The following is a 24398-nucleotide window of genomic DNA, read 5'->3' on the forward strand; positions in this document are numbered from 1 at the left end:
GCAGGATAGGAGCATGGAGACAACTGACCAGCAGCCCTGGGTGAAGAACTACCAGCCGGGCGTCCCGGCCCAGATTCAACTGCCCACGGAATCGCTAGTCGCAATGCTGGAACGGTCCGTGGCCGAGGCCGGGAGCGCCCCCGCGCTGGAGTTCTTCGGCCGCCGGACCACCTACACGGAGCTTGGCGGGCAGATCGACCGGGCCGCGGAGGGCCTGCGCCGCCTCGGCGTGCGGGCAGGGGACCGGGTGGCCCTGATCCTGCCCAACTGCCCGCAGCACGTCGTCGCCTTCTACGCGGTGCTGCGCCTGGGCGCCGTCGTCGTCGAACACAACCCGCTGTACACGCCCCGGGAACTCCGCCACCAGTTCGAGAACCATCAGGCCCGGATCGCGATTGTCTGGGACAAGGCGGCGGCCGCCGTCCGGGATTTCCCGTCCGACATCGAGATCGACCACGTGGTCTCGGTGAACCTCCTCGAGGCGTTCCCCGCCGTCAAGCGCCTGGCCCTGCACCTGCCGGTGAAGAAACTGCGCGAATCCCGCGAGGCCCTGAGCGGCCCCGCGCCGGGGACCATCCCGTGGAAGGATCTGCTCAGCCACGGCCCCATCGACGCCGAACACCCGCGGCCCGCGGTGGACGATCTCGCCGCCATTCAATACACCTCGGGCACCACCGGCGTGCCCAAGGGCGCCATGCTGACCCACTTCAATCTCTATTCCAATGCCCTGCAGGGCGAGGCCTGGATGCATGGCGCGGAGTACCGGAAGGAGATCTTTTACGCGATCCTGCCGATGTTCCACGCGTTCGGGATGACGCTCTACCTCACCTACGGAATCCGGAAACAGGGCCTGCTGGTGCTCTTCCCCAAGTTCGACCCGGACCTGATCCTCACGGCGATGAAGAAGTCGCCCGCCACTGTTTACTGCGCGGTCCCGCCGATCTACGAGCGCACCGCCATGGCCGCGAAGGAGAAGGGCATCTCGCTGCGGTCCTGCAAATACTGCATTTCCGGCGCCATGAACCTGCCGGACCATGTGGTGGAGCTGTGGGAATCGGTCTCCGGCGGGCTGCTGGTGGAGGGCTACGGCATGACCGAGTCCTCTCCCGTAGCGCTGGGCAACCCGTTCCATCCCACGCGCCGCAACGGCACGATCGGCGTTCCGTTCCCCTCGACCCTCATGAAGGTCGCGGACCTGGACGACCCCGGCGTCGAGGTGCCGCAGGGCCACCCGGGGGAGCTGTTGATTAAAGGCCCGCAGGTATTCCAGGGCTACTGGAACAACCCGGAGGAAACCGCAAAGGTACTCACCACCGACGGCTGGCTGCGCACCGGCGACGTCGTCACCGTGGACGGCGACGGGTTCACCACGATCGTGGACCGCGCCAAGGAACTCATCATCACGGGCGGTTTCAACGTAGCGCCCACCGAGGTGGAGACGGTGCTGCGCCTGCATGCCGACGTCAGGGACGCCGCCGTCGTGGGCAAGCCGCTTGAACGTGGTGGCGAGATGGTGGTCGCCGCCGTGGAGCTGGAACCCGGAAGCGCCCTGGACGAGGCCGCCCTGCGCGAGCACTGCCGCGAGCACCTGGCCGGTTACAAGGTCCCCAAGCGGATAGTCGCCATCCCGGACATGCCGCGTTCGATGCTCGGCAAGATCCTCCGCAAGCAGGTCAAGGAACAGGTCCTGCCGGCGCTTTGAGCCCCGTTGAGCCCCGCCGGGAGCGGTGCATACTGGAATTTAGACCCACATCCCGGCGGGAGAGGAAGGTGGCCGATGGCTGGCGGGGGAGGATCGGCGTTCAGGCGCCGGGTGGAGCGGGCGGCCGAGCTGCGTGCGGTCCGGGCCAGCGGCAGTTCCGCCCGGGAGGATGCCGAGCTCACGGCGGCTGAGGAGGAACTCCGGCAGAAACGCGCCAACGTGGGCGACGCCGCCAAGGCCGATTACCTCATCCGCGACGCCATGGCGCAGGGGAAGTTCGACAACCTCAAGTATGCGGGCAAACCGATCCCCGGGCTGGGGGAGGCGTACGATCCGGACTGGTGGGTGAAGGGGCTCCTGGAGCGGGAGAACCTCACCGGCCTGGGCCCCAAAGCCATCCTGATCCGCACCGAAGACGCCGGGTTGGATGCCCTCCTAGATGCCCAGTACTCCGAAAAACAGGTCCGTGAACTCGTGGCGGACTTCAATGCGCGCGTGGTTGACGCGCGCCGGCAGCTCCAGGGCGGCCCGCCCGTGGTCACGAAGACCCGCGACCCCGACGCCGAGGTCCAGCGGTGGCTCGAACGCAGGAAAGCGGCCGCCGCCGCCCTGCCCGCGCCCGAGCCGGAGCAGGAGCGCCCGTGGTGGCGGCGGATCTGGCCCGCGACCCCGTAACCTGGCCTGCTCGCCAGGTGCGGTGTTTAGATGGTGCGCGGGGCCCGGGCCAGGTTGTCCTCGAGCTCCGCCGCATTCTGCCGGGCGCCGTAGGCGGGACGGTCACGCTCGACACGCCAGCTTTCGGACAGGGGGCCGATATTGACGGTATCGAAGCCGAACTCGTCATAGAGCCGCTCCACCAGCTCCGCGGCCTCCGGGTAGTCGCTGGCGGTGGCCAGCGCCCGGCGGTCGGGCGTGCCGGCCGGCGTCCCGTCGGTGGCGATCTGGGTGGACATGATGTGGTTAAAGGCTTTGGCCACCTTGGACGCGGGCAGGTGCTCCTGCAGCATCCCGGAGGTGGTGGCCTCGCCGTTGTCCAGCGCCGGGATGCGGCCGTCCCGTTCCCAGTAGTAGTTGTTCGTATCGACGACGATCTTGCCGGCGAGCGGCTCCACGGGGATGTCGCCAATGTTCTTGAGCGGTACGGTCACGACGACGAACTCGCCTGCCGCTGCTGCCTCGGCCGGCGTCGCGGCGCGGGCCTTCGGGCCCAGTTCCGCCGCCAGTTCCGCGAGGGATTCCGGCCCGCGGGAATTGCTGATCACGACGTCGTAGCCGAGCTGCACCGCCTTGCTTGCGAGCTGGCTGCCAATGTGTCCTGCACCGATGATTCCGATAGTTGTCATGTCCCTGCCAACACCGTTCCCGGCCGGGTTATTTCGCGGCGCTCCGATCGGGCGCCGGGCCGGGGCTTACCGCCGCAGCCAGTCCTGGTTGAAATCCGGGTGCTCGAAGTAAGGCAGCGCCAGGGCATTCAGCGACTGTGACATCCAGTCGATGGACGCTGGAACCAGATGGCCGTCCCCGGACGCCCCGCTGACCATTGCGGCGAGGGCGGCCTGGCGGGCGGATTCCACGATGCCAATCAACCGCCGTTTGGCCTCGCATTCGAGCAGCAGGCGGCGTTCGTACCATTCGGCCGCCACGGAAACGGTTCTGTCGGTGAGGAGGGTCCGCGCCGCAGCTTCGTCTTCGGTGATGCGCTCGGACAGGAAGTCAACGATGTCCACAGAATGAGATTACGCGCCGGTCGGCTGCCTTGGCATCAGCCCAGCAGGCCGTCTTCGTAGCACCAGCGCCAGTCCTCCCCGGGTTCGATGCTTCGCATGACGGGGTGGCCCGTCGCTTCGAAGTGCCTGGACGCGTGGGTTCCGGGCGAGGAATCACAGCAACCCACCGTGCTGCAGGTCAGGCACATCCTCAGGTGGACCGGCGTCGTGCCTTCGTTGGCGCAATCCGCGCAGAAGGCGTCGGCCGGGACCTTTGCGGAGGGCGCGGACTCCAAATGTTCGCACGCGCCGCCCGGCTGGGCCAGCCCCTCGCCCCCGGCCCCGCCGGCCACTTCCAGTTCCTCCAGGGCAGGCTCGAGCATGGATTCCTCAACGTCCAACCGATCCAGAACCTCGCTGAGCACCTCGTGGGCGTACTCGCCGCCGCGCCTCAATTCCAGCACCTTCGCCCGCTCGGCCTGAAGCATGGCCAGCCGCAGCTGGGCGTAGCGCTGGCTCGGCGTGGACGCCTCCGCGGTCGGCCGGCCCAGCCGTTCCCATGCCGCAAGCCCGCGTTCCTGCGTGCGGCGCTTCAACATCGCCACGACTTCGGGGGGATCACTTTCGACGCGCAGTTCACGCAGCCGCTCCACTCCCGCCTCCGTGGCCAGCTGCATCAGCGAGGCCTGGTTCAAGGCATCCTCCCGCGGGTCCGGGCCCTGGACTCCAAGCAGCCGGACCAGGCCCGGAAGAGTCAGGCCCTGCAGCGTCAGGGTGCCGGCGACCACCACCATAGCCGCCAGGACCAGCACGGAGCGGTGCTCCAAATCCGAGGGCAGGACCAGCACCGCCGCCAGCGTCACGACGCCGCGCATGCCGGCCCAGGAAACAATGGCCGCGGACTGCCACTGCGGGGCCGGGTCCTTCCGCTGGACGGCCGGGATCAGCCGCGGCAGGTAGGTTGCGGGGAACACCCAGACCGGCCGGAACAGCAGCACCGCCAGTAGGATGATGGCGCAGCCGGTCCAGATCCTGGCGGCCCCCAGCGAGTCGTCCTGCACGCCCTCGATGATTGTCCGGACCTGAAGCCCGATCAGCAGAAACACGGAGTTCTCCAGCAGGAACTGCACGGTGTTCCAGTTGCTGCGCTGGCTTAGCCGTGCGGCTCCGTTGGGCATTGACGGCGCCTTGGTGCCCATCACGAGCCCCGTCACGACGACGGCGAGGACGCCGGAGGCGTGGATCGCCTCGGCCGGAAGGTAGGCGGCAAACGGGGCCATGAGCGACGTTGCGGTGTTGATCGACACGTTGCGGATCCGTTGCCGGAGCTGGGTGAGGACGTACGCTGCGGCGAGGCCCACGGCCAGTCCGCCGCCGGCCGCGAGGAGGAATCCGCCGGCGATTTCAGCGGCGGAGACGGAGCCGGCGATGGCGGCGATAGCCGCGCGGAGGCAGACCAGCGCCGTCGCGTCGTTGACCAGGGACTCGCCTTCAAGAATGGCGACGATCTTGCGCGGCATCCCCACCTTGCGCGCGATGGCGGTCGCCGCGACGGCGTCGGGAGGCGCTACGACGGCGCCGAGGGCAATTGCGGCGGCCAACGGAATCTCGGGGAACAGCCACCAGACGACGAAGCCCACAGCGACGGTCCCGAAGATCACATAGCCGACGGACAGCAGCGCGATGGATCGGCGGTTCGATCCGAAGTCATACAGCGAGGTCCGCAGCGCTGCGGCGTAGAGCAGCGGCGGCAGCAACCCGACCAGGACGAGCTCGGGGTTCAGCTCGATCGGGGGAACGAATGGCAGGAAAGATCCAATGACCCCGGCCAGGACCAGCAGCAGGGGGACGGAGACGTTGATCTTCCGCCCCAGTGCACTGGCCGCGCAGACCACCGCCACGATCACGAGCAGTCCTAGGGCGACTTCCATCAGGCCATTCTCTCAGGTGTGGCCCGGTAGGCGGCTAGGCGAGGCTGCAGTCCCGGTCACAGACCGGACGACGACGGGACATCCCGCGGTCGTCCGCTGGCCTGCCGTGGCGGCTAATACTTGGCGATTTGGGTCAAATAGCCGTAGTAGTGTCCCGAGATGGGGTGGAACGGGTCGCCTGCGAAGCCGAAATCGCGGTTGTTCTCGTTGTATGACTTGGTGAGGGCCAGGAACCGCGCCATCACGTCCTTGCCCGCGCCCTTGCACTGCCTGCTGCTGATGCACAGGGCAACCGATCCGGCCACCGCGGGACTGGCGAAGCTGGTTCCGTCCATCACCGCATAGGCGGCAGGCAGCGGCGAAGTGGACGTTACGCAGACCCCGGGTCCGGCAACCGTGTGGGCCCTGTCCTTGCTCTGGGTGGCGAAGTTCGAGAACAAAGCCGGCTGGTCATCCAAACCCCGGCGGGACCAGTCTGCGGTGCCGCAGAGGGGGGACCCCAGGCCGCCGGCCTTTCCGTCGAAGTCCGCCATTGCGGTCGCGGTCAACACTTCGTCATAGGTCGCCGGAACGAAATTCGCCAAATCGGCACTGGAGTTGCCGGCGGCAACGGCATACACCACCCCGGCCTTCACCGAGCGGCAAATGGCGTAGTGCATCGGGTCCTTGCCCTTGCCGCAATTGGCAGTGTCGGCGCCGAGACCGCCGATGCTGATGTTGGCCACCTGGATGTCGTTGGTCTTGTCCTTGTCCTTGCGGGTGGCCGTCACCCAGTCGATGGCGCAGATCAGCATGGCCTCCGTGATCATGCCGTTGTCATCGGCAACGCGCACCGACCACAGCGGCGTCCCCGGCGCCGCGCCGATCACGCCGAAATCGTTGTCCTTGGCGCCGATTACGCCCGCTACGAACGTTCCGTGGCCCTCCAGATCCACAGGCGTCACCTTGACCGGCGATCCTGTGCTGCAGTCCACCCCGCCGCGAACGTTGAGGTCCGGATGGGTGCTGTCGATGCCTGAGTCGATGACCGCCACGTTGACGTCGACCGGACTCCTGGCGCCCTTATTGACCCCGCCCGGCGCGGTCCCGCCGACGCGCTGCCACCAGTGCTGGGGCACCTGCGGCCCTGCGGCCGGGTCCGTCGGCTGGGCGAAGGTCCGGTCCGCCGTGATGAAGTCGACGCCCGGATCCGTGGCGAGCCGTGCCGCCGTCGACGCGGTCATTTTCGCGGCGTAACCGTTTACGGCGTCCCGGTAGACAGTGGAGACCGTGAAGCCGTAGCTGCCTTGCTGGGCGGCAGCGGCGGCCGCCGGATCCACGACGCCGTCCTGCAGCACCACGATGTAGCTCTGTTGCGTGTCGGCTGCTGCTGCGGGGGCCGCGGCGGCAAATCCGGCGCCGACGGCCAATGCCACTGCGGCGACGGCGCCCAGGAGTCTCCGAGACCACGGTTTGTTGTTGGGGGGCGCGGCGCCCGCCCGGTCCCGGCGCGGTGCCGCGGCTAGCGATGCCTGCTGCGCTGGTGATGCCTGGCGTCGGATGTGGCTGGACATTGTGGCCTCCCGTTAAGCGTCTTCGCTATTGAGTGCCCCCCTGACATAGCTTAGGCCCGCGCCTTCGTCTTGCACACGGGGCCTTGGGAAAATCTTGGACCGGCGCACCAGGTGTTGGCTGCTGACACGGATGTGTTCACGAGGGGTTACCGCGGGGTGGGAACTTCGTCCGAGGTTCGCCGCCGTCTACTGCGCAGCGGGAGTATATTTCGAAGGAGGAAGCGGGGTTTTTGCGCGGCAAAGGAGGCGCCGGGATGGGTTCCAATTCAGCGGCAACCGGGGTGCAGACGGCAGAAGAGCCGGCAGGACCCCCGGTCGACGAGGCCGAGCTTGCCATCCGCCTCGGCAATATCGCCCGCGAACTGCAGCACGAGAATAACCCTGATTCAGTGCTGGCCGGCATCGTCCATGCCGCACTGGAACTCGTGCCGCATGCCGCCGATGCCTCGATCAGCCTCGTCACGGGCCGGCGCCGGATTGTCTCCCGGGCCGCGTCCAGCGACCTGCCCCGCAGGGTGGACGCGCTGCAGAGCGAAACCGGTCAAGGGCCGTGCCTGGACGCCTCCTACGAGGAACGGGTGGTCAGCGTCCCGGACTTCAGCACCGACCAGCGCTGGCCCGACTTTTCCCGGCCCGCGTTCGAGCTCGGGGCGCGGAGCATGCTCTCCTTCCAGCTCTTCGTTGACGGCGACCACCTGGGCGTTCTGAACCTCTTCGGAAGTGAAGCCGGCGCTTTCGATGAAGAATCCGAACGAATCGGAGCGCTGGTAGCTGCCCATGCGGCCGTGGCCGTGGCCGGCAGCCAACAGGTCACTCAGCTCACCCAGGCGCTTGACACACGGGACCTGATTGGCCAGGCCAAGGGCATCCTCATGGAGCGGTTCAAGATCACCGCGCAGCAGGCGTTCCTGCTGCTGTCGCGGACCAGTTCGGAGCTGAACATCAAGCTCCACGATGTCGCGGAACAACTGACCGTCAGCGGGGAAATGGCCAAGAAGGGCTGACGCCAACACGCCCGGAGAGGCCTAAAGCTCCCCGGACGGGGAGCCCTGCAGCGGGTCAGGCCCGCGCCCGGATCCCTGGGTCCCGTGGGCTGACCAGTCCGCGGTGGCCACCAGCGGAGCCCACGCGGCAATAATCGCCAGGAGGATCGCGAGCAGGATCAGCCGCGGCCAAAAGAACGGTCCCCTCGATACCTGACGCGGTGACAATGCCGGATTCCCCATTTTCCCTGCCTCTTTCGTTGTGTTCGACTGCCGGAAAGGGTGACAGCCCTCCCCGGGAGCCTAAGGATCTTTGCTTGGCATTTCCTTGGGCCGGGGCCCGGGCCGGATCGCCAGTCCGGCTTGACCAGGGAGGACGACGGCGTGGCCCGGGCGCCGCCGTCGTCCTCACTGTCGGGTGGCGCGTCCTAGTGATGGCCGGATTGGCTGCCGTTCCCGTTCCCGTTCCCGTTGCCGTTGCCGTTGCCGCCGTCGGGATGGTCCGCGTCGATGACGCGGTAGCGGACCAGCATGCCGGCACTGATGTGATCGTTGACGTGGCAGTGGAACAGCCAGATTCCGGGGTCATCGGGGACCATGTCCGCGGTCACCATGGTGGCCGGCAGGAGGCTCACCACATCGGTCCGCATCCCGAGGGCCGTCACTGTGTTGCCGTGCCAGTGCGGGGTGTGCAGATCCACCTCGGTGCCCATGCCCATCAGGTACCAGCGGACCCGTTCACCCTTCTTCATTGTCATGGAGTCCAGAGGCAGGTTGCCGAAGACATACCCGTTGACGGAGTGCATCAGGTTGCTCTCGCCGAATTCCTCGCTGGCGGGGTCGACGGAGCCGGGATTTCCCGGGAACCGTGCGATGTTGCGCTCCAGGTACGGGCTGGCGTTTTCATCGCTGACCTTGAACTGGACAAAGAACTCACGGTCGACGTCGTTCGGGGTGCCGTCCGCACGGGCGGCGCTGGCCTTCGTGATGACCATCGGACCCACCAGCCCGGCGTAATCGTCGCCGACCTCATCGGTGTGGGAGTGGTACATCCACATGACCGAACTGCCGTCCATGGGGCCCGGACCGGCCCGGTCCGGAACCTTGTAGCTGTACGTGTAAACGGTCCCCGGGGCGACGGCATCATCCGCATGGTCCGCGGGGCCGGTGCCGTCGTCGTAGGGGGCGCCCTCGCTGCGCTTGTCGTAGAACACACCGTGCACGTGGACGGCGGCTGCGCGGTCCAGGTTGTTCTTGAACACCACCTTGATCGTGTCGCCGACGGCCGCGCGGATCACCGGTCCCAGCATTCCGAGGTGCTGGTCCGCGGCGGAGCGGGGCTTGAGCGTTCCGAAGGAGGCGTCGGTGTACTCCCGGTACAGGGATTTGATATAGGTGCTGCCGATCCGGTCAGGGCCCTGCTGGGTGAAGACGGCCGCGGCGTCGTCGAAAGGCTCACCGGTGATCTGGTTCTTTCCGGACGGTGCGTAGTTCCAGTCCACCTCGTCCGCGCCGATGAAATACGTCCGGGTCTGGGGGACGTACTGGTTCTTGGCGGGAACCGTGGCCGTGGCTACACCGGAGAGGAAGACCGGCGTCAGCGCCGCGAGGATCCCCAGCACCAGTAGCAACAGGATCCACCGGGGCCAGTAGAAGGGTCCCCGGCCACGCCGCGATGGTGTTAGTTCATGACTGCCCATGAGGTGCCCCGCTTTCGATATTTGGCGGGGCCAAACTGGGCACCCGACATACGCACCCTAGAACCGGGGACTTGGAGTTTCCTTGCCTGCCCGGTCCGCCTGCGTGCCGCCAGGGCCACCCGGCTGAGGTCCCCCGCCGCCATCGACCATGGCGGGCCGCAGGGCCGGACCGCTGGCAGAATAGGGAGCTAACTCATCCCTCGAGGAAAAAGGTCCGTGCCGCCATGACAGAACCAGCAACGTCGGAGCCGGCAACGGCCGAACCAGGCTGGGTCCGGCACGCCGTGTGGTGGCACGTCTATCCGCTGGGCTTCACCGGCGCGGAGAAGGCGGCGCTACCCGACGGTGCGGCCGTACAGCACCGCCTGCCGCAGCTGCTCCCATGGCTGGACTACGCGGTGGAACTCGGTGCGTCCGGCATCGCCCTGGGCCCCATCTTCGCGTCCGAGACGCATGGCTACGACACTACGGACTACTTCCGGATCGATCCCCGGCTCGGCGACGAGGCCGATTTTGACGATTTCCTCCGCGAAGCCCATGCGCGGGGTCTGCGGGTGCTGCTCGACGGCGTGTTCAATCACGTCGGACGCTCCTTCCAGCCGTTCCGGGACGTCCTTGCCCAGGGCCGGGAGTCGGCCACGGCACCGTGGTTCGTGCTCGACTGGCCCGCCGGCTGGGCCCCCGGAAAGGAGCCGGGCTACGCGGACTTCGAGGGCCACCACCACCTCGTGGAGCTCAACCACGGCGACCCCGACGTGGCCGCCTTCGTCGCGGGAGTCATGAAGCACTGGCTGGGCCGCGGTGCCGACGGCTGGCGGCTCGACGCGGCATATGCGGTGCCGTCGTCGTTCTGGGCCGGGGTGCTGGCTTCCGTGCGCGCTGACTTCCCGGAAGCCTACTTCGTGGGCGAATACATCCACGGCGACTACGCCGCCGAGGTGGCCGCGGGCTCGCTGGACTCCGCCACCCAGTACGAGTTGTGGAAGGCCGCCTGGAGCTCGCTGAACGACGGGAACTTCTACGAACTGGCCTCCGCGCTGGAGCGGCACAATGCACTCCTGAACAGCTACGTTCCGCTGACGTTTGTCGGCAACCACGACGTCACGCGGATCGCCAGCCGGCTCACCGATCCCGCGCTGCTTCCGCTCGCGCTCGTGGTCCTTTTCACCGTGGGCGGCACGCCTTCGGTCTACTACGGCGACGAGCAGGGCTTCCGCGGCATCAAGGAGGACCGCGCCGGGGGGGACGACGCCGTCAGGCCCGTCTTCCCGTCCGATCCGTCCGAACTTTCAGCTGTGGGCCGGCACCTCTATGAACTCCACCAGCAGCTGATCGGCCTCCGGCGGCGCCACGCCTGGCTGCATGCGGCCCGCACGGACGTGCTGGCGCTGAGCAACAGCCACCTCATCTACCAGGCGTCCGGGGAAGGATCATCGGTGACAGTGGCCCTCAATCTCTCGCCGGCAGCGACGGAACTGGAGCTGCCGGCGTCGGCGGCCGTACTCCTCGCGGGCAACGGTCACCGCCCATCAGGCCGGAACACGGTCGCTCTTCCGGCCCGAGGCTGGGCCGTCTTCGGTACAGGCGGCTAGCTCTCGTAGTTCTCCACCTGCCGGACGGAACGCGGTTCGGCCTCGTCCGGGTTCTCGCCGTACTGCCTCTTCGCCCGCCGCTGCCTGAGGAGGTCCCAGCACTGGTCCAGCTCACCTTCAATGCTGGTCAGCCGCGCGTGCTCCGGGCTGTGAATCCAGTCAGGCGGGGACGCGGGCGCCTTCTCACGGAGTTCCTGTTCCTCCTCCACCAGCGCAGAGATCTTGTTCAGGATGTGCTGTTCGTCCATGACGGCCTTCTTTCGTCGGGAGCCCCTCGGCCAGCGTAGCGAGGTGGCGGAGCAGGGGCCAGAGTCATCGTGATCAGCTTGCTTGTCAGCGTGGCGCGTCCCGGAGCTGCCCGAGGAGTTCGGAGCAGGCGAACGCACGGGACAGGCTGCCCAGGGACCTATCAACCCGGTCCGAATTGGGGCAGGATATGCCCTGTACACGTGCGCCGCTGCCGTCGCCACCGTTGACGAACAGGCCGGCGCACCAGGCTGCAAGGAGTTCCGGCATGACGACACTCAACCCCTATCTCGGCTTCCGCGACAACGCGAAGGACGCCATGGGTTTCTACCAGACAGTTTTCGGCGGCGACCTGACCATGAGCACTTTCGAGGAATACCATGCAAGCGAAGACCCTGCCGAGCAGGACAAAATCATGCATGCGCAGCTGGTCACGGCCAAGGGCATGGTGCTGATGGGCGCGGACACACCCAACAGCATGGATTACAGCCCCGGTAACAACATTTCCGTTTCGCTCAACGGCCCGGACGAGGCCGAACTCCGCGGCTACTTTGACAAGCTGGCCGAGGGCGGAGCCGTGTCCGTGCCGATGGAGAAGTCGCCGTGGGGCGACATCTTCGGCATGTGCAAGGACAAATTCGGCATCGACTGGCTGGTCAACGTTGGCGCCGAACCTGGCGAGGCCGCGGGCTCCGGCCCGGCCTGACGACTCCTGGCCGCGGGCGTCAGCCTTCCGGGCCGGCGTTGAAGCGGCCAAGGGCGGCGGCGAAGGCTGCGATGTCCTCCTCGCTCCACTCCTTGAGCCGCGAGGTCACCACGCTGCGCTGCGCTGCCACGGAGCGTTCACGCAACTGCCGCCCGCGCTCGGTCAGCCGGAGAACCCGGCCCCGTCCGGCGTCGTTCTCCTGCGGGGTGTACTCCACCAGGCCGAGTTCGCCAAGGGTGGTGAGCTGTCGCGAAATCGTGGAGCGGTTCAGCTGGAAGTCCGCGGCAATATCGGTAGCCCGGCAGCCGGGAGTGGTGCCGATGAACGTCAGCAGCGAGTGCTCCACGAAGGACAGTGGTGCGCTCATCCGTCGCGTCCTGGCCACGGCACGCCGCGAGAGTGTTTCCATCTCGCTGTAAACGGCATTGATGCCGCCAGTGCGCTGCTCGTTGTCCTCCACGGATCAAAGCTAACCACAATCGGGATGCGAAACCAGTTGCATTATGCAACAATGGTTAGTGTTGCATAATGCAACACATGTCCCTTAGTTAGGTTTCCTGTGTCCGACTCCACCACCCTGACAGGCCGGCCCCGCCGCCGCGCGTGGCTGCCCGCCGCGCCGTTCTGGAGGTCCCTCGGGCTGCATTTGCTCATCCCCTTCTTCCTGGCCGGAGGCATGGGCCTGGCCTATTTGGGTGCCTTCGCGCAACCGGAGCCGGACCACCTGCAGATTGCGGTGGTGGGTCAGGCGCCGGAGAGCCGGGTGTTCGCGCAAGCGATCAATGACAAGGCGCTGGGCAAGCTGGACGTGCGCACGGTGCCGGACGCGGGGACGGCGCGCGAGCTCATCGCGGCGCGGGAGATTGCCGCCGCGTACGAGTCGGGCCCGGATGCGGCCACGCTGTACGTGGCGTCCGCGGCCTCGGATACGACGTCGTCGATTGTCCAGAAGGTCTTTCTGCCGATTGCCTACGGCCAGCACCTGCCCCTGAAGGTTGAGGACGTCGTCGCGCCCGGCCAGCACGACCCGACCGCCCAGGGGTTGTTCTTCCTCTTGGTGGCCCTGAGCGTGGGCGGCTACTCGTCCGCCATCGCGATTTCGGTGGTTGCGGCACGGGTTGCGGTGCTGTGGCGGGTCGGAATTTCGGTAGCCAGCGCGGCCGTCATCGCCGGCATCGGGGTGACGGTGGCAGGTCCCGTCTATTCCGTGATTGACCACAACACGGGGGGCATCTGGCTGCTCGCCTGGCTGTACGATCTGGCCATCATCCTGATCGGGGTGGGACTGCATCCGGTGTTACGGCAGTGGACGACGCCTGTGATGACGATGCTGTTCGTCATGCTCAACTTCACGAGTTCCGGCGGCATCTTCACGTCCGCCATGCTGCCGCCGTTCTTCGCCGGGCTGAACACCTTCTGGAACGGCTCCGCGTGGCTGCATGCCGCACAGACCCTCAGCTACTTCCCGGGGCAGGACTTCTGGGCTGACGGACTCAAGCTGGGGCTGTGGGCCGCCGTCGGCGGCCTGCTGGTCACGCTGACGCACCAGTGGAGTGTGCGGCGCAGCCGGATCGCCAACGAGCAGGTTCCGGTGCGCGAGGAAGAAGAGGGCGTCGCGGCCTGAGCGGTTCCCTGCCGGTCCACGGCTTCTTCGCCTGCTTCTTCGCCTGCTTCTTCCCCGGGACCGGCTCTGGCGGGATCCGGGGCGGCGGCGTAGGCTCTCGCGCATGGGTCAGGATCCGGTGGTGAGCAACCCCCAGCTATATCGGACGGTCTTCGAGAACGAACGTGTGCGGGTGCTGGAGTACACCGACGCGCCCGGCGACACGACCGTTGAACATCACCATCCGGACAGCGTGATGATCACGCTGAGCTCCTTCCGCCGCCGGCTGTCCGGCCACGGCGATCACGTCGACGTCGAAATTCCCGCCGGCGTGGCGCGGTGGCTGCCGGCGCAGGACCATTCCGGGACGAACATCGGGGACACCGGAACGCACACCCTGTTCGTGGAACTCAAGGAACCCGCCCCGGCCGAGCCCGGTGGACCGGAACCGCTGGGTCCGACTGACAGTTAGCGCCCGCCGTTTCCGCAGGTAACCGTCGAAATGGCGTAGGCCGCGAGAACGGCGCATCCGCCCGGGTCTGTCCGTATGCTTACTAGACGCTGACTGGCGGCCCTGAACCGAGCGGCCCCGACAACTGCAGCGCTGAGTAGAGACGAGTCACACCATGAGCAGGCCCGAGCGCTTCGACATCGAGGCCGCAGGCCACCTTGGCCATGTCTTCGCTTCCCGCAGCCCGGCCGACAGTGCCGGGAGCTCACCGGCTCGCGCGTTCGTGCTGATCCACGGCATCGGCGCCTCGCACCGCTACCTCCGCCGCCTCCACGGGCTGCTGGCGCAGACGGCCGACACATACTCGATCGATCTGCCGGGTTTCGGGGCCACGCCCAGGCCGGAGCGGACGCTCACGGTGGCGGACCACGCCAGCTACATCCTCGGCGCCATGGAACAGCTCGGCGTGCTGGAGTTCGCAATCGTCGGACACTCGATGGGAACCCAGTTCGCCGTCGAGGCCGCCCTGCAGCAGCCGGGACGGATTTCCCAGGTGGTCCTGATGGGCCCGGTGGTGGATTCGAAGCGCCGGACTGTGGCGCAGCAGGCCCTGGCGCTCGGCCGCGACTGCCTGTTCTATGAAAGCCCGTCCTCGAATGCCCTCGTCTTCACCGACTACCTGCGCTGTGGCCCGCGCTGGTACCTCAAGACCCTGCGGGTGATGATGGGCTACCCCACCGAGCAGAAGATCGACGGCGTCACGGCGCCCGTGCTGGTGGTACGCGGCGCCAACGATCCGGTGGCCACAACGGAATGGTGCGGCAGGCTGGCCGAACGGGCCCCCGGCGGGACGCTGCTGGAAATCCAGGGAACCGGGCATGTGGTCCAGCACAACCGCGCCGCTGAAGTGGCCGGGGCCATCGAGGTCTTCGCCGGGCTCCGGGCCGGGGCGCGGGATGCCCCGCAGGAAAACCCGGCATGAGCGGGGCGTTCCGAGCCGCACGCTGGTGGGTGCAGGACTACCTGTATGCCGTCGGGCGGCAGTTGCGCAGCGCCAGCTCCAGGACCCGGCCCGATGAGTTCCTCGGCGGCACCGGCCGGCCCGTCGTCGTGATTCCGGGTATTTACGAGGACTGGCGCTTTATGCTGCCGCTGGTCCAGCGCCTTCACGCGGCCGGGCATCCCGTGCATGTGGTGACCGTCCTGCAGCGGAACCGGCTCTCCGTGCCCAAGGCGGCTGGGCTGATCGCCGGCTACCTCAGCGAGCGGGATCTGAAGGACGTGATGATTCTCGCCCACAGCAAGGGCGGACTGATCGGGAAGTTCGCGATGATGTCCCTCGATCCGGAGCGCCGCATCACCGGCATGGTGGCGGTGTGCTCGCCGTTCTCCGGTTCACGGTATGCATCCTTCATGTTGCTGCCGAGCCTGCGCGCCTTCTCGCCCCGGAACGCCGTCACCCTGCAGCTCTCACGAGAGGAGCGGGTCAACGAGCGCATTACCTCGGTTTACGGCCTCTTCGACCCGCACATCCCCGAGGGCAGTGTGCTGCCGGGCGCCCGGAACATCAGGCTCGATACCGGCGGCCACTTCCGGATCCTTGCTCATGAGAACACCATCCGCATCATCCTGGACGCGGCGGCAGGCTGACCGGCGAAATCCGCGGCGGGTCCTGGCAGGCGGGAGGCTGTGGCAAGTGCCCGCCGGAACCCCGGAACCCGGGAATTGGTGTGCATGCAAGGACGTATTCAGCTTTCCGACGTAGCCTTGGCCCAACGCCACGTTCGAACGGACCCTGCATGCCACAGCTCGATCTGCGGGAGCAACTTGTCCCGCCGCTGACAATATCGGACGCCGCCCACCGGCCCGTGGACGACGTCGTGGCCCGGCTCGGTTCCGGCATGGACGGGCTGAGCAGTGCAGAGGCAGCCCGGCGACTCCTTGAACTGGGGGCGAACGCGTTGCGCACCCACCGGGCCAGCGGCTGGACGGTCCTGGGCCGGCAGCTTCGCAGCCCCATCCTCCTCCTGTTGCTGATCACGGCCGGCCTCTCGCTCTTCCTCGGCGATGCCACCAACTCGATCGTGATCGGCGTGATCCTGCTGGTCAGCGTCGGGCTCGGCTTCACCAATGAATTCCGTGCCGAGCGTGCGGCCGAGGCGCTGCACTCCCGGGTCACGCACCGCGCCGTCGTCGTCCGCGACGGGGCCGCCCGGGAAGTGGACGTCACCGCCCTGGTGCCTGGCGACGTCGTGCATCTCTCGATCGGTGCGATCATCCCCGCCGATCTGCGCCTGGTGACGGCGAAGGACCTGCTCTGCGATGAAAGCATCCTGACCGGGGAATCGATGCCCGCCGGCAAGGACCCGGCGCCGGTCGCCGGTGCCGCGGCGCTGGGGGACCTGACATCGTGCCTGTTCATGGGCACGGTGATCCAGGCCGGCAGCTGCACCGGGGTGGTCGTCGCCACCGGAGGGCGGGCCGAATTCGGCCGGATCGCCCTCGGCCTGGGCGAGCGTCAGCCCCAGACCGAATTCCAGCTGGGCCTGCAGCGTTTCTCCTACCTGCTGCTCCAGGTGGCGGTGGGTCTCACGTCGCTGATCTTTCTTGCAAACCTGCTGCTGCAGAGGCCGGTGATCGAGTCGCTGCTGTTCTCGCTCGCGATCGCCGTCGGGATCACCCCGCAGCTGCTGCCAGCCATCGTCAGCACCAGCCTGGCCACCGGGACCCGGCAGCTGGCCAAGCGCAAGGTCCTGGTCAAACGGCTGGTCTGCATTGAGGACCTGGGCGACATGGACGTTCTGGTGACCGACAAGACCGGGACACTGACGGAGGGCCGGATCAGCTTCACCGCCGCCCTGCCGGCCGGCCCCGGCGTCTCCGCCGGCGAGCTGCTGACCCTGGGGCTGCTTGCCACCGAATCCGACTACGCGGAATCCCAGGCGTCCCCGGTGGGACTGAATCCGCTGGACGCCGCGCTGTGGGCCGCCGCCGGCGCCGCGGCCTTCGCGCCCGCCCGTTATGAGCGGCTCGACGTCATCGACTTCGACCATCTGCGGCGCCGGACCACCGTCCTTGTCAGCGAAGGGGGCGGAGCGGCCCGCATGATCACCAAGGGATCGCCCGAAGACGTCCTGGCCCTCTGCGGAGCCACGCCGGCCAGCGTTCAGGCGGTGCTGGACAAACAGTTCGACGCCGGTTCGCGCGTGATTGCCGTCGCCACCAGGGCAGCAGACGGCCTGACCGCAATCGGGCCTGCCGACGAAAAGGACCTGGTCCTCGCCGGCTTCCTGATCTTCCTGGACCAGCCCAAGGCCACCGCCCGTGACTCCCTGGACAGGCTCGCAGAACTCGGCATCACGGTCAAAATCGCGACGGGTGACAACGCGAAGGTGGCGGAAAAAGTCTGCGACGAGCTCGGCGTCCTCTCCGGCGGAACACTGACCGGCGCCGCAGTCGAGGCCATGTCCGATCCGGAACTGGCCGCCGCCGCGCGTGAGGCCAGCATCTTCGCCCGCGTCTCGCCCGAGCAGAAGGCCCGGATCATCCGGCTGCTGCGGCAGAGCGGAGGGTCCGTCGGATTCATGGGCGACGGCGTCAACGACGCGCTGGCTCTGCACGCCGCGGACATCGGCATTTCCGTCGACAGCGCCACCGACGTCGCCAAGGATGCCGCCGACGTCGTGCTGCTGGACAAGGACCTCGGCGTCCTGGCCGAAGGCGTGATGGAAGGCCGGAGGATCTTCGCCAACACCATCAAGTACGTGCTCATGGGCACCTCCAGCAACTTCGGCAACATGTTCAGCGCCGCGACAGCCTCCGTGGTGCTGAGTTTCCTGCCGATGTTGCCGGGTCAGATCCTGCTGAACAACCTGCTGTACGACGCCGGCCAGCTCGCCATCCCGGGGGACCGGGTGGATAAGGAACAACTCCTGGCGCCCTCGCACTGGGACATCGGCTTCATCCGGCGCTTCATGTTCCTCTTCGGCCCGATCAGCTCAGTGTTCGATTTCGCCACGTTCGCCCTGATGCTGTTCGTCTTCGATGCCGTTCCCGGCGAATTCCGGGCCGGCTGGTTCATCGAGTCCATCGTCACGCAAACACTGATTATCTTCGTCATCCGGACCCGGCGGGTGCCCTTTTTCCGCAGCCGGCCCTCGGTGGGCCTGGTCTGCGCCTCCCTGGGCGTCGTAACCCTCGGCGTCTACCTTCCGCTCTCCCCGCTGGCCGGTGTGCTTGGCTTCGATCCTCTGCCCGTGCCGTTCTTCCTCGCCCTGCTGGGGATGGCAGCGGTGTACCTGGTGCTGGTTGAGATGGCTAAGCTCTGGTTCTACGCCCGCGCCGCGCAGCAGCCCGTCCTGCCCCGCCCGGCGGGAGTGCGGCGCCGCGGCCAGACCCACCGCATCGCGCGCCGGGCCGCGCGGTTCAGCACGGCCAAAGCCGGCCCCTTGCTCCACAACCGGGGCCCGGGGCGGCGGCGTGGCCGAACCCGGGCCCAAAGACCCTCACATCCAGGGGGCTCCTGACCCATAGTGGGAGAAGCGGCCACCTGGTCAATTCCCCAGCTTGTGCGGGCATGCTGGGTGGGACCACGGCTAAGGTCCCCCACTGGAAAGCCATACTGATGAGCATCTTCGAAGACAGGGTCGACGCCGGTCGGCAACTCGGCAGGCGGCTGGCGGAGCTGCGCGGACAGGACGTCGTGGTCCTGGGCCTTCCCCGCGGTGGCGTCCCCGTGGCCTTCGAGGTGGCCGCAGCGCTGGACGCACCCTTGGACGTGATCGTGGTGCGCAAACTGGGACTTCCCTACCAGCCGGAGCTCGCCATGGGAGCGATCGGGGAGGGCGGTACCCGGGTGCTGGAGGAACATGTCCTGGCGCATTCCCGGGTGTCCGACCTGGAGCTGGCAACTGTGGAAGGGCACGAACGGGCCGTGCTGGAAAACCGGGTGACACTGTTCCGGAAGGGAAGGACCCGCCAGGATCTCACGGGACGCATCGCGGTGATCGTCGACGACGGGATTGCCACCGGGTCCACAGCGCGCGTGGCCTGCCGGATAGCCCGCAAGCTCGGCGCTGCCAGGGTGGTCCTGGCCGTGCCTGTAGCCCCGGCCGAGACGCTGGCCAGTCTGTCCGAGCCGGATGAAGTGGTCTGCCTGGCGACGCCCCGGCAGTTTTCCGCCGTCGGCTACCACTACCGCGACTTCTCGCCGACCGACGACGACGAAGTGGTTCAGCTGCTCGATGCCGCGGCCAAGCGCCTCCAGGACTCGCCGCCGGCTTCCCGGGCAGCGGCCAGTCCCGGAGCCGAGACCGCCGCGGACTTCGATGAGGAAGTGGAGATCCCGTCGCGCGGAGTGCGCCTCCAGGGCCAGCTGCATCTCCCGGTTCCGGCTACAGCAATGGTGGTGTTCGCGCACGGAAGCGGCAGCAGCCGGCACAGCCCGCGGAACCGCTTCGTGGCCGGCATGCTCCAGAAGGCGGGCCTGGGCACGCTGTTGCTCGACCTGCTGACACCGGGGGAGGAGCGCCAACGGGCCAACGTCTTCAACATCGAGCTGCTGGCCCGCCGGCTATCCTCGGCCACGGACTGGCTCGCCACGAGGGACGATACCGCCGGCTGCACGGCCGGCTATTTCGGTGCAAGCACGGGGGCCGGAGCCGCACTGTGGGCGGCGTCCGAGCCCGACGCCAGGGTCGGCGCTGTCGTGTCCCGCGGCGGCCGGCCGGACCTCGCCGGTCCCCGGCTTTCGGCCGTCAGGGCACCGACCCTTCTGATCGTGGGCGGCTTCGATGATGAGGTGCTGGAGCTGAACCGGAAGGCGAAGTCCATGATGCGCTGCCCCAGCCAGCTGGCTGTGGTCCAAGGCGCCACCCATCTCTTCGAGGAACCCGGCACGCTGGCGGCGGCGGCCATCCTCGCGCGGGACTGGTTCGTCCGGTACCTGTCACCGTCCGCCGGCGGCTAGCAGGAGGGGGAGCCGGCCCGGAATGAGAGCCATCCGCTGTGGGATCAGATACCGTGCGTGGGATCAGACGCCGTGCACCCCTCGGCCCTGGACTTGAGGCCCAAGAGCATGCGCCGCTCCATCAGGAACTGAACCGGCTCCAGCACGGCCCGGAGGACCAGCCCAAGAGCCGGAGGCGAGAAGTCATAGCGGGTCCGCGACAGCAGCCTGGTGGTTCGTGTGTCCGCCCGCCGGAGCACAAACGTCCAGCCGAGCTCGAGGCGCGGTTCCCCGGGTTCCCTGCCTGACGGTGAGATCTTCCCGGTGCGCGGATCCATGGTGCCGCCGAGGCCCAGCACTGAGCCGGCCTCCAGGCGCCGGACCGGAATCCCGACGTCCGGGGCGAGCGGGATGCTGTCCCCGACGCCGAGATGCTGGAATTCCGGGAGGACCCGGTCCGCGCTGCGCATGCCCAGGTGCGCGGCGTTCTCCAGCGCATCGTAGCTGTACATGCCACCGCGTCCGGCTCCCAACTGCAGCAGCCAGGGCCAGACCTCATCGGCCGGTACGGCAATGGTCACGGCCCGGGTGCTCTGCATGCGCGGTCTACGGACCAGTTCGTCTCCGGGCAACGGCCCGGCGGCCTCCTCGGCTGTGGCGCCCCACGTCAGCAGCCTTGGCCGGACGGCAAGGACGTAGCCGGCCGCCGCCGCTCCCGCGGCCAGGGCCACCAGGGGGCCGCGCAGCCGGGTTGACGCCCGCAACTGTGCCACCGTCCCTACCGGTCCCGGCCGCCCACGGCACCCGCGTGGCGCGTCTGAAAATTGCCAGGGGCGGCGGGTCTGGCCGCGCCAAGGTCAAGCTTCCACAGGTGCACGGCTCCCAGCACCAGGAAGAGCGTGGACAGGCCGAGCGAGGACCAGAGCGATACGGGGGACACCGGAAGGTTGAAGGACGGCTTGAACAGCTCTCCCAGAGCGAGCGAAAAGATGAGCGTGAAGCCCAGCAGGAACAAGGCCGGGGTGAACACCAGCCCCGGCCAGTGCCCCTGGAAGGTTGACACGGCGAGGATCAGGAACGCCGGCATGATGAAGCACAAATCCAGGATGAAGACCGAGTAGAGCGAATCAATCTGCTCGTGGGACCGCATGAGCGGCAGCAGCATGGCGATCCACAGCGGATAGAAGATCAGCGGCTGCAGGAGGGAGCCGGACCCGGACAGGATTCGGACCCACTTGGGAAGCCGGGCCCGCTCGGGCTGCTCTGCCCGGAAGGCCAGGGTTCCGTAGACCAGGCCCCAGAAGGACAAGGCAAACACTGCCAGATACGCGAGATAGAAGCTGTTGTAGGCCCGTTCGATTGAGTAGATGCCGTAGGCGTAGAACAGATAGCCGAGGATGCCCAGCGCCGCGAGTTGCAGCTTGGGCCGTCCGGGGCGGGCCGCAAAAGCCAGCACAGTCAGGGCTGCGCCGGCAACCACGGACATGAGGTCCTGCGATATGGCGCCCGGAAGCAGTTCCGCCGGCACGACGCGCCCGTAGATTTCGGGGAACGACAGCCCCGCGCCGGCCGCCGCCAGGGTCAGTAGGCCCGTGAGGAGCCAGGCTCCCCGTACCGGCCAGCGGGCGCCCGTCATTCTGCCGTCCGGGGCTCTCCCGCGCCCGGACCGACAATCAGCACAGGGCACTGGGCATGGGCCGCGCAGGCCCCGCTCACCGAGCCCATGACCTGGGCAAGGAAGCCGCCCCGGCCGCGTCTGCCCACCACCAGGAGCTGGGCGTCACGGCTCTCGTTGACTAGGACCTTGGCCGGCTGACCAAACTTCACGCTCCGGGTCAGCCGCTCCGGCAGGGCGCCCCCAAAGGCCCGCTCAAGGGCCTGGTCCACAAGTCCCTTGGCCCTCTCCTCCAGTTCGGTGGTGGTGGCCGTCCGCTCGTCGGGAAGGTGGGAGGCCAGGAAGAAATCCGACGTGCCCAGACAGGTGACCACCTCCAGCGGGGCGTCCAGGCTCGCTGCCATGCGGCCGGCAAGCCGGAGCGCCGTCGTCGAAAATTCTGAACCGTCCACACCCACGACTATCCGCTGATCAGCGTTCATGGTCCCCAGCCTGCCCGGTCCGCTGTGCAGTGCCTAGGGCCAAAAGTCACGCGGCACGTGGATAGCGTGCGCCACACCGGGGGCTGTGCACCGCCCCCTGGTCCCTCTAGGGTTGGAACCACATCCCACCACCCAAAGGAGTACCGATGAGAGTTGCTGTTACCGGAGGAAGCGGAAAACTGGGCCGGAGCGTCGTGCGCCGGCTAAGCGAGGACGGCCACGAGGTGACGAACCTGGACCGGGCAGGCTTGCGCGGAAAGGGCTTCACCGAGGTGGACCTACGCAACTACGGCCAGGTGGTGGACGTGTTGCTCGGGCTGGAGGACCGGCACAGCGGCTTCGACGCGGTGGTGCACCTCGCCGCGATTCCGGCCCCCGGCCACGCCCCGGACGCCGCAACCTTCGAGAACAACATGCTGGCCACCTACAACGTGTTCCAGGCCGCCCGCCGCGCCGGGATTCAACGGATCGTGTACGCCTCCAGCGAGACGGTGCTCGGACTGCCTTTCGACGTCGACCCTCCCTACATCCCCGTGGACGAGGAATACCCGGCCCGGCCGGAAAGTACCTACTCGCTGGTCAAACACCTCGAGGAGCAGATGGCCGTCCAGCTCACCCGCTGGGATCCGGAGCTGAGCATCACGGCTCTGCGGTTCTCGAACGTGATGGACCCGGATGACTACGAGGAGTTCCCCTCCTTCGACGCCGACGCGCGGCTGCGCAAATGGAACCTGTGGGGCTACATCGACGGCCGGGACGGCGCGCAGGCCGTCGCCCGCGCCCTGGAACACGGCAAGCCCGGTTTCGAGGCGTTCATCATCGCCAACGAGGACACCGTGATGAGCCGCAGCAGCGCCAGCCTCGCCGCAGAGATCTATCCGGGCGTCAAAGTGGTCAAGGAACTCGGCGAGCACGAAACCATGCTCTCGATCGACAAGGCAAAGCGGCTGCTCGGCTACGCCCCGGAGCACAGCTGGCGGAACTATCACCCGGTCCGCACCACGCCGACCGAGGACTGAACCCCACTACCAGAACCCACACCGAAGACCAAGGAGTCCCATGCAATACCGCACCCTGGGCCACAGTGGCGCCGTGGTCTCCAACTATGCGCTCGGCACTATGACCTTCGGCGCCGAAGCCACCGAGGAACAGTCCTTCGCGATGCTGGATGGCTACGCCGCAGCGGGCGGCAACTTCATCGACACCGCCGACGTATACAGTTCCGGCGTCTCCGAGGAGATCATCGGCCGCTGGCTGGCCGCGCGCCCTGCCGAGCGGGACACTGTGGTACTCGCCAGCAAAGGCCGGTTTCCGATGGGCACGGCCCCGAACGACGTCGGAACCTCCCGCCGGCACCTGGCCCGGGCCCTGGACGAATCGCTGCGCCGGCTCGGCGTGGAGCGGATCGACCTCTACCAGCTGCACGCCTGGGACCCGGTCACGCCGCTGGAGGAATCCCTGCGGTTCCTGCACGACGCCGCCAGCAGCGGAAAAATCGCCTACTACGGCTTCTCCAACTTCCTGGGCTGGCAGCTGACCAAGGCCGTCCATGTTGCCCGGGCGCACGGCTGGAGCGAGCCCGTGACGCTGCAGCCGCAGTACAACCTCCTGGTCCGCGAGATCGAGTCCGAAATCGTGCCGGCCTCGCTCGACGCCGGCATCGGGTTGCTGCCGTGGTCCCCGCTTGGCGGCGGCTGGCTCTCGGGCAAATACAAGCGCGACCAGCCGCCGACCGGGGCCACCCGCCTGGGCGAGAACCCCGCCCGCGGCATGGAGGCGTGGAAGGCCCGCAACGCGGACCCCCGCACCTGGGAAGTCGTCAAGGCAGTCGAGGATATCGCCGGGCGCCACGGCGCCAGCGCCTCGCAGGTGGCCCTGGCCTGGCTCGCGGACCAGCCCGCCGTGACCTCCGTGATCCTGGGTGCCCGGACCGCGGTCCAACTCGCCGACAACCTCGCGGCGGCGGATCTGGAGCTTACCGCGGGGGAGCTGCTGCGCCTGAGCGAGGTCAGCCGGCCGCGCGTCGGGGTCTATCCGTACGGTCCGATGGCCCAGGAGCAGCGCAGCCGGAGGATCGAGGGCGGCCGCTAGGACGGCAACGCGGGGTCACTTCGCGCCTATCCGGCCGCCTCGGATGGGCGCGAAGTGACCCCGCGTTGTGGTGCCTGTGCCGAAGATCGA

At 67.7% G+C, this 24398-nt stretch carries 24 protein-coding genes; 13 read left to right on the plus strand and 11 right to left on the minus strand.

Translation table 11 applies throughout. The features are described 5' to 3' along the window. Nucleotides 1-13 precede the first annotated feature (13 nt). A complete protein-coding gene (locus tag BJG92_RS05280; RefSeq protein ID WP_232082977.1) occupies nucleotides 14-1702 on the plus strand; it encodes a long-chain-fatty-acid--CoA ligase in 1689 nt (562 codons plus the stop codon). 75 nt (nucleotides 1703-1777) lie between these two features. Beyond that, a complete protein-coding gene (locus tag BJG92_RS05285) occupies nucleotides 1778-2377 on the plus strand; it encodes a DUF1992 domain-containing protein (protein WP_232082978.1) in 600 nt (199 codons plus the stop codon). A gap of 26 nt (nucleotides 2378-2403) precedes the next feature. Here BJG92_RS05285 and BJG92_RS05290 read toward each other — a convergent pair whose 3' ends face one another. From BJG92_RS05290 to BJG92_RS05305, 4 genes are all read right to left on the minus strand, one after another. Next, nucleotides 2404-3045 carry an NADPH-dependent F420 reductase gene (locus BJG92_RS05290; RefSeq protein ID WP_232082979.1) on the minus strand — a complete coding sequence of 214 codons (642 nt, stop codon included), beginning with the start codon at nucleotides 3043-3045 and terminating at the stop codon, nucleotides 2404-2406. Between the two features lie 66 nt (nucleotides 3046-3111). After that, the gene (locus BJG92_RS05295; RefSeq protein ID WP_232082980.1) at nucleotides 3112-3429 is read right to left on the minus strand and encodes a DUF6221 family protein; all 318 of its coding nucleotides are present in this window, start codon (nucleotides 3427-3429) and stop codon (nucleotides 3112-3114) included. Nucleotides 3430-3464: 35 nt separating this feature from the next. Next, a complete protein-coding gene (locus tag BJG92_RS05300) occupies nucleotides 3465-5339 on the minus strand; it encodes a Na+/H+ antiporter (RefSeq protein WP_232082981.1) in 1875 nt (624 codons plus the stop codon). A gap of 113 nt (nucleotides 5340-5452) precedes the next feature. Continuing rightward, nucleotides 5453-6892, minus strand: coding sequence for a S8 family serine peptidase (locus BJG92_RS05305; protein WP_232082982.1), 1440 nt, complete (start codon nucleotides 6890-6892; stop codon nucleotides 5453-5455). 254 nt (nucleotides 6893-7146) lie between these two features. On the opposite strand from BJG92_RS05305, the gene BJG92_RS05310 reads away from it, so the two are divergent. Next, nucleotides 7147-7896 carry a GAF and ANTAR domain-containing protein gene (locus BJG92_RS05310; protein ID WP_232082983.1) on the plus strand — a complete coding sequence of 250 codons (750 nt, stop codon included), beginning with the start codon at nucleotides 7147-7149 and terminating at the stop codon, nucleotides 7894-7896. Nucleotides 7897-8303: 407 nt separating this feature from the next. Here the strand turns inward: BJG92_RS05310 and BJG92_RS05315 are convergent, their stop codons facing one another. Next, on the minus strand, nucleotides 8304-9497 hold the full coding sequence (locus BJG92_RS05315) for a multicopper oxidase domain-containing protein (RefSeq protein ID WP_232083022.1): 1194 nt from the start codon (nucleotides 9495-9497) through the stop codon (nucleotides 8304-8306). 302 nt (nucleotides 9498-9799) lie between these two features. On the opposite strand from BJG92_RS05315, the gene BJG92_RS05320 reads away from it, so the two are divergent. After that, entirely contained in the window at nucleotides 9800-11167 is a 1368-nt protein-coding gene (locus BJG92_RS05320; protein ID WP_232082984.1) for an alpha-amylase family glycosyl hydrolase, read from the plus strand. Here the strand turns inward: BJG92_RS05320 and BJG92_RS05325 are convergent. Then, entirely contained in the window at nucleotides 11164-11415 is a 252-nt protein-coding gene (locus BJG92_RS05325) for a DUF2630 family protein (RefSeq protein WP_232082985.1), read from the minus strand. The genes BJG92_RS05320 and BJG92_RS05325 overlap by 4 nt on opposite strands. Before the next feature lie 85 nt (nucleotides 11416-11500). Further along, nucleotides 11501-11683 carry a hypothetical protein gene (locus BJG92_RS05330; RefSeq protein WP_232082986.1) on the minus strand — a complete coding sequence of 61 codons (183 nt, stop codon included), beginning with the start codon at nucleotides 11681-11683 and terminating at the stop codon, nucleotides 11501-11503. Between BJG92_RS05330 and BJG92_RS05335 the strand changes: the two genes are divergently transcribed. Continuing rightward, the gene (locus BJG92_RS05335) at nucleotides 11682-12119 is read left to right on the plus strand and encodes a VOC family protein (protein WP_232082987.1); all 438 of its coding nucleotides are present in this window, start codon (nucleotides 11682-11684) and stop codon (nucleotides 12117-12119) included. The two genes, BJG92_RS05330 and BJG92_RS05335, sit on opposite strands and share 2 nt — an antisense overlap. Before the next feature lie 19 nt (nucleotides 12120-12138). On the opposite strand, the gene BJG92_RS05340 is transcribed toward BJG92_RS05335, so the two are convergent. Then, nucleotides 12139-12579, minus strand: a complete 441-nt coding sequence (locus BJG92_RS05340) for a MarR family winged helix-turn-helix transcriptional regulator (protein WP_232082988.1) — start codon at nucleotides 12577-12579, stop codon at nucleotides 12139-12141. Nucleotides 12580-12678: 99 nt separating this feature from the next. Between BJG92_RS05340 and BJG92_RS05345 the strand changes: the two genes are divergently transcribed. The 6 genes from BJG92_RS05345 to BJG92_RS05370 all read left to right on the plus strand — a co-directional run bounded on the left by BJG92_RS05345 (nucleotide 12679) and on the right by BJG92_RS05370 (nucleotide 20141). After that, complete coding sequence (locus BJG92_RS05345; RefSeq protein WP_232082989.1) at nucleotides 12679-13743, plus strand: hypothetical protein; 1065 nt, start codon at nucleotides 12679-12681, stop codon at nucleotides 13741-13743. Between the two features lie 121 nt (nucleotides 13744-13864). Then, nucleotides 13865-14194 (plus strand): cytoplasmic protein, encoded by a 330-nt coding sequence (locus BJG92_RS05350; protein WP_232082990.1) that lies wholly within the window; start codon nucleotides 13865-13867, stop codon nucleotides 14192-14194. Nucleotides 14195-14348: 154 nt separating this feature from the next. Next, nucleotides 14349-15155, plus strand: coding sequence for an alpha/beta fold hydrolase (locus tag BJG92_RS05355; RefSeq protein WP_232082991.1), 807 nt, complete (start codon nucleotides 14349-14351; stop codon nucleotides 15153-15155). Next, nucleotides 15152-15823 (plus strand): triacylglycerol lipase, encoded by a 672-nt coding sequence (locus tag BJG92_RS05360; protein WP_232082992.1) that lies wholly within the window; start codon nucleotides 15152-15154, stop codon nucleotides 15821-15823. The genes BJG92_RS05355 and BJG92_RS05360 overlap by 4 nt, the downstream gene beginning before the upstream one ends. 149 nt (nucleotides 15824-15972) lie before the next feature. Next, nucleotides 15973-18699 carry a magnesium-translocating P-type ATPase gene (mgtA, locus tag BJG92_RS05365; RefSeq protein ID WP_232082993.1) on the plus strand — a complete coding sequence of 909 codons (2727 nt, stop codon included), beginning with the start codon at nucleotides 15973-15975 and terminating at the stop codon, nucleotides 18697-18699. Between the two features lie 98 nt (nucleotides 18700-18797). Continuing rightward, nucleotides 18798-20141, plus strand: coding sequence for a phosphoribosyltransferase (locus BJG92_RS05370; protein ID WP_232082994.1), 1344 nt, complete (start codon nucleotides 18798-18800; stop codon nucleotides 20139-20141). Nucleotides 20142-20185: 44 nt separating this feature from the next. Here the strand turns inward: BJG92_RS05370 and BJG92_RS05375 are convergent, their stop codons facing one another. Genes BJG92_RS05375 through BJG92_RS05385 form a run of 3 tightly spaced genes read right to left on the minus strand, consistent with a single transcriptional unit; the run spans nucleotide 20186 to nucleotide 22217 of the window. After that, on the minus strand, nucleotides 20186-20893 hold the full coding sequence (locus BJG92_RS05375) for a hypothetical protein (RefSeq protein ID WP_232082995.1): 708 nt from the start codon (nucleotides 20891-20893) through the stop codon (nucleotides 20186-20188). Between the two features lie 5 nt (nucleotides 20894-20898). Then, nucleotides 20899-21756: a hypothetical protein gene (locus tag BJG92_RS05380; protein WP_232082996.1), complete on the minus strand. Its 858-nt coding sequence runs from the start codon at nucleotides 21754-21756 to the stop codon at nucleotides 20899-20901. Continuing rightward, nucleotides 21753-22217, minus strand: coding sequence for a universal stress protein (locus BJG92_RS05385; protein ID WP_232082997.1), 465 nt, complete (start codon nucleotides 22215-22217; stop codon nucleotides 21753-21755). The genes BJG92_RS05380 and BJG92_RS05385 overlap by 4 nt, the downstream gene beginning before the upstream one ends. A gap of 146 nt (nucleotides 22218-22363) precedes the next feature. Between BJG92_RS05385 and BJG92_RS05390 the strand changes: the two genes are divergently transcribed. Further along, the gene (locus BJG92_RS05390; RefSeq protein WP_232082998.1) at nucleotides 22364-23236 is read left to right on the plus strand and encodes an NAD(P)-dependent oxidoreductase; all 873 of its coding nucleotides are present in this window, start codon (nucleotides 22364-22366) and stop codon (nucleotides 23234-23236) included. A gap of 40 nt (nucleotides 23237-23276) precedes the next feature. Then, nucleotides 23277-24308, plus strand: coding sequence for an aldo/keto reductase (locus tag BJG92_RS05395; protein WP_232082999.1), 1032 nt, complete (start codon nucleotides 23277-23279; stop codon nucleotides 24306-24308). Nucleotides 24309-24398 lie beyond the last annotated feature (90 nt).

The sequence above is a fragment of the Arthrobacter sp. SO5 genome, assembly GCF_020532805.1.
Taxonomy (GTDB): Bacteria; Actinomycetota; Actinomycetes; order Actinomycetales; family Micrococcaceae; genus Arthrobacter.

What these genes read in the sequence shown, in the direction of transcription:
- BJG92_RS05305 (WP_232082982.1), bottom strand. Translation starts at nt 6,892, where the DNA reads ATGTCCAGCCACATCCGACGCCAGGCATCACCAGCGCAGCAGGCATCG.
- BJG92_RS05300 (WP_232082981.1), bottom strand. Translation starts at nt 5,339, where the DNA reads ATGGAAGTCGCCCTAGGACTGCTCGTGATCGTGGCGGTGGTCTGCGCG.
- BJG92_RS05385 (WP_232082997.1), bottom strand. Translation starts at nt 22,217, where the DNA reads ATGAACGCTGATCAGCGGATAGTCGTGGGTGTGGACGGTTCAGAATTT.
- BJG92_RS05380 (WP_232082996.1), bottom strand. Translation starts at nt 21,756, where the DNA reads ATGACGGGCGCCCGCTGGCCGGTACGGGGAGCCTGGCTCCTCACGGGC.
- BJG92_RS05290 (WP_232082979.1), bottom strand. Translation starts at nt 3,045, where the DNA reads ATGACAACTATCGGAATCATCGGTGCAGGACACATTGGCAGCCAGCTC.
- BJG92_RS05285 (WP_232082978.1), top strand. Translation starts at nt 1,778, where the DNA reads ATGGCTGGCGGGGGAGGATCGGCGTTCAGGCGCCGGGTGGAGCGGGCG.
- BJG92_RS05335 (WP_232082987.1), top strand. Translation starts at nt 11,682, where the DNA reads ATGACGACACTCAACCCCTATCTCGGCTTCCGCGACAACGCGAAGGAC.
- BJG92_RS05360 (WP_232082992.1), top strand. Translation starts at nt 15,152, where the DNA reads ATGAGCGGGGCGTTCCGAGCCGCACGCTGGTGGGTGCAGGACTACCTG.
- BJG92_RS05395 (WP_232082999.1), top strand. Translation starts at nt 23,277, where the DNA reads ATGCAATACCGCACCCTGGGCCACAGTGGCGCCGTGGTCTCCAACTAT.
- BJG92_RS05310 (WP_232082983.1), top strand. Translation starts at nt 7,147, where the DNA reads ATGGGTTCCAATTCAGCGGCAACCGGGGTGCAGACGGCAGAAGAGCCG.
- BJG92_RS05280 (WP_232082977.1), top strand. Translation starts at nt 14, where the DNA reads ATGGAGACAACTGACCAGCAGCCCTGGGTGAAGAACTACCAGCCGGGC.
- BJG92_RS05330 (WP_232082986.1), bottom strand. Translation starts at nt 11,683, where the DNA reads ATGCCGGAACTCCTTGCAGCCTGGTGCGCCGGCCTGTTCGTCAACGGT.
- BJG92_RS05325 (WP_232082985.1), bottom strand. Translation starts at nt 11,415, where the DNA reads ATGGACGAACAGCACATCCTGAACAAGATCTCTGCGCTGGTGGAGGAG.
- mgtA (WP_232082993.1), top strand. Translation starts at nt 15,973, where the DNA reads ATGCCACAGCTCGATCTGCGGGAGCAACTTGTCCCGCCGCTGACAATA.
- BJG92_RS05390 (WP_232082998.1), top strand. Translation starts at nt 22,364, where the DNA reads ATGAGAGTTGCTGTTACCGGAGGAAGCGGAAAACTGGGCCGGAGCGTC.
- BJG92_RS05370 (WP_232082994.1), top strand. Translation starts at nt 18,798, where the DNA reads ATGAGCATCTTCGAAGACAGGGTCGACGCCGGTCGGCAACTCGGCAGG.
- BJG92_RS05355 (WP_232082991.1), top strand. Translation starts at nt 14,349, where the DNA reads ATGAGCAGGCCCGAGCGCTTCGACATCGAGGCCGCAGGCCACCTTGGC.
- BJG92_RS05320 (WP_232082984.1), top strand. Translation starts at nt 9,800, where the DNA reads ATGACAGAACCAGCAACGTCGGAGCCGGCAACGGCCGAACCAGGCTGG.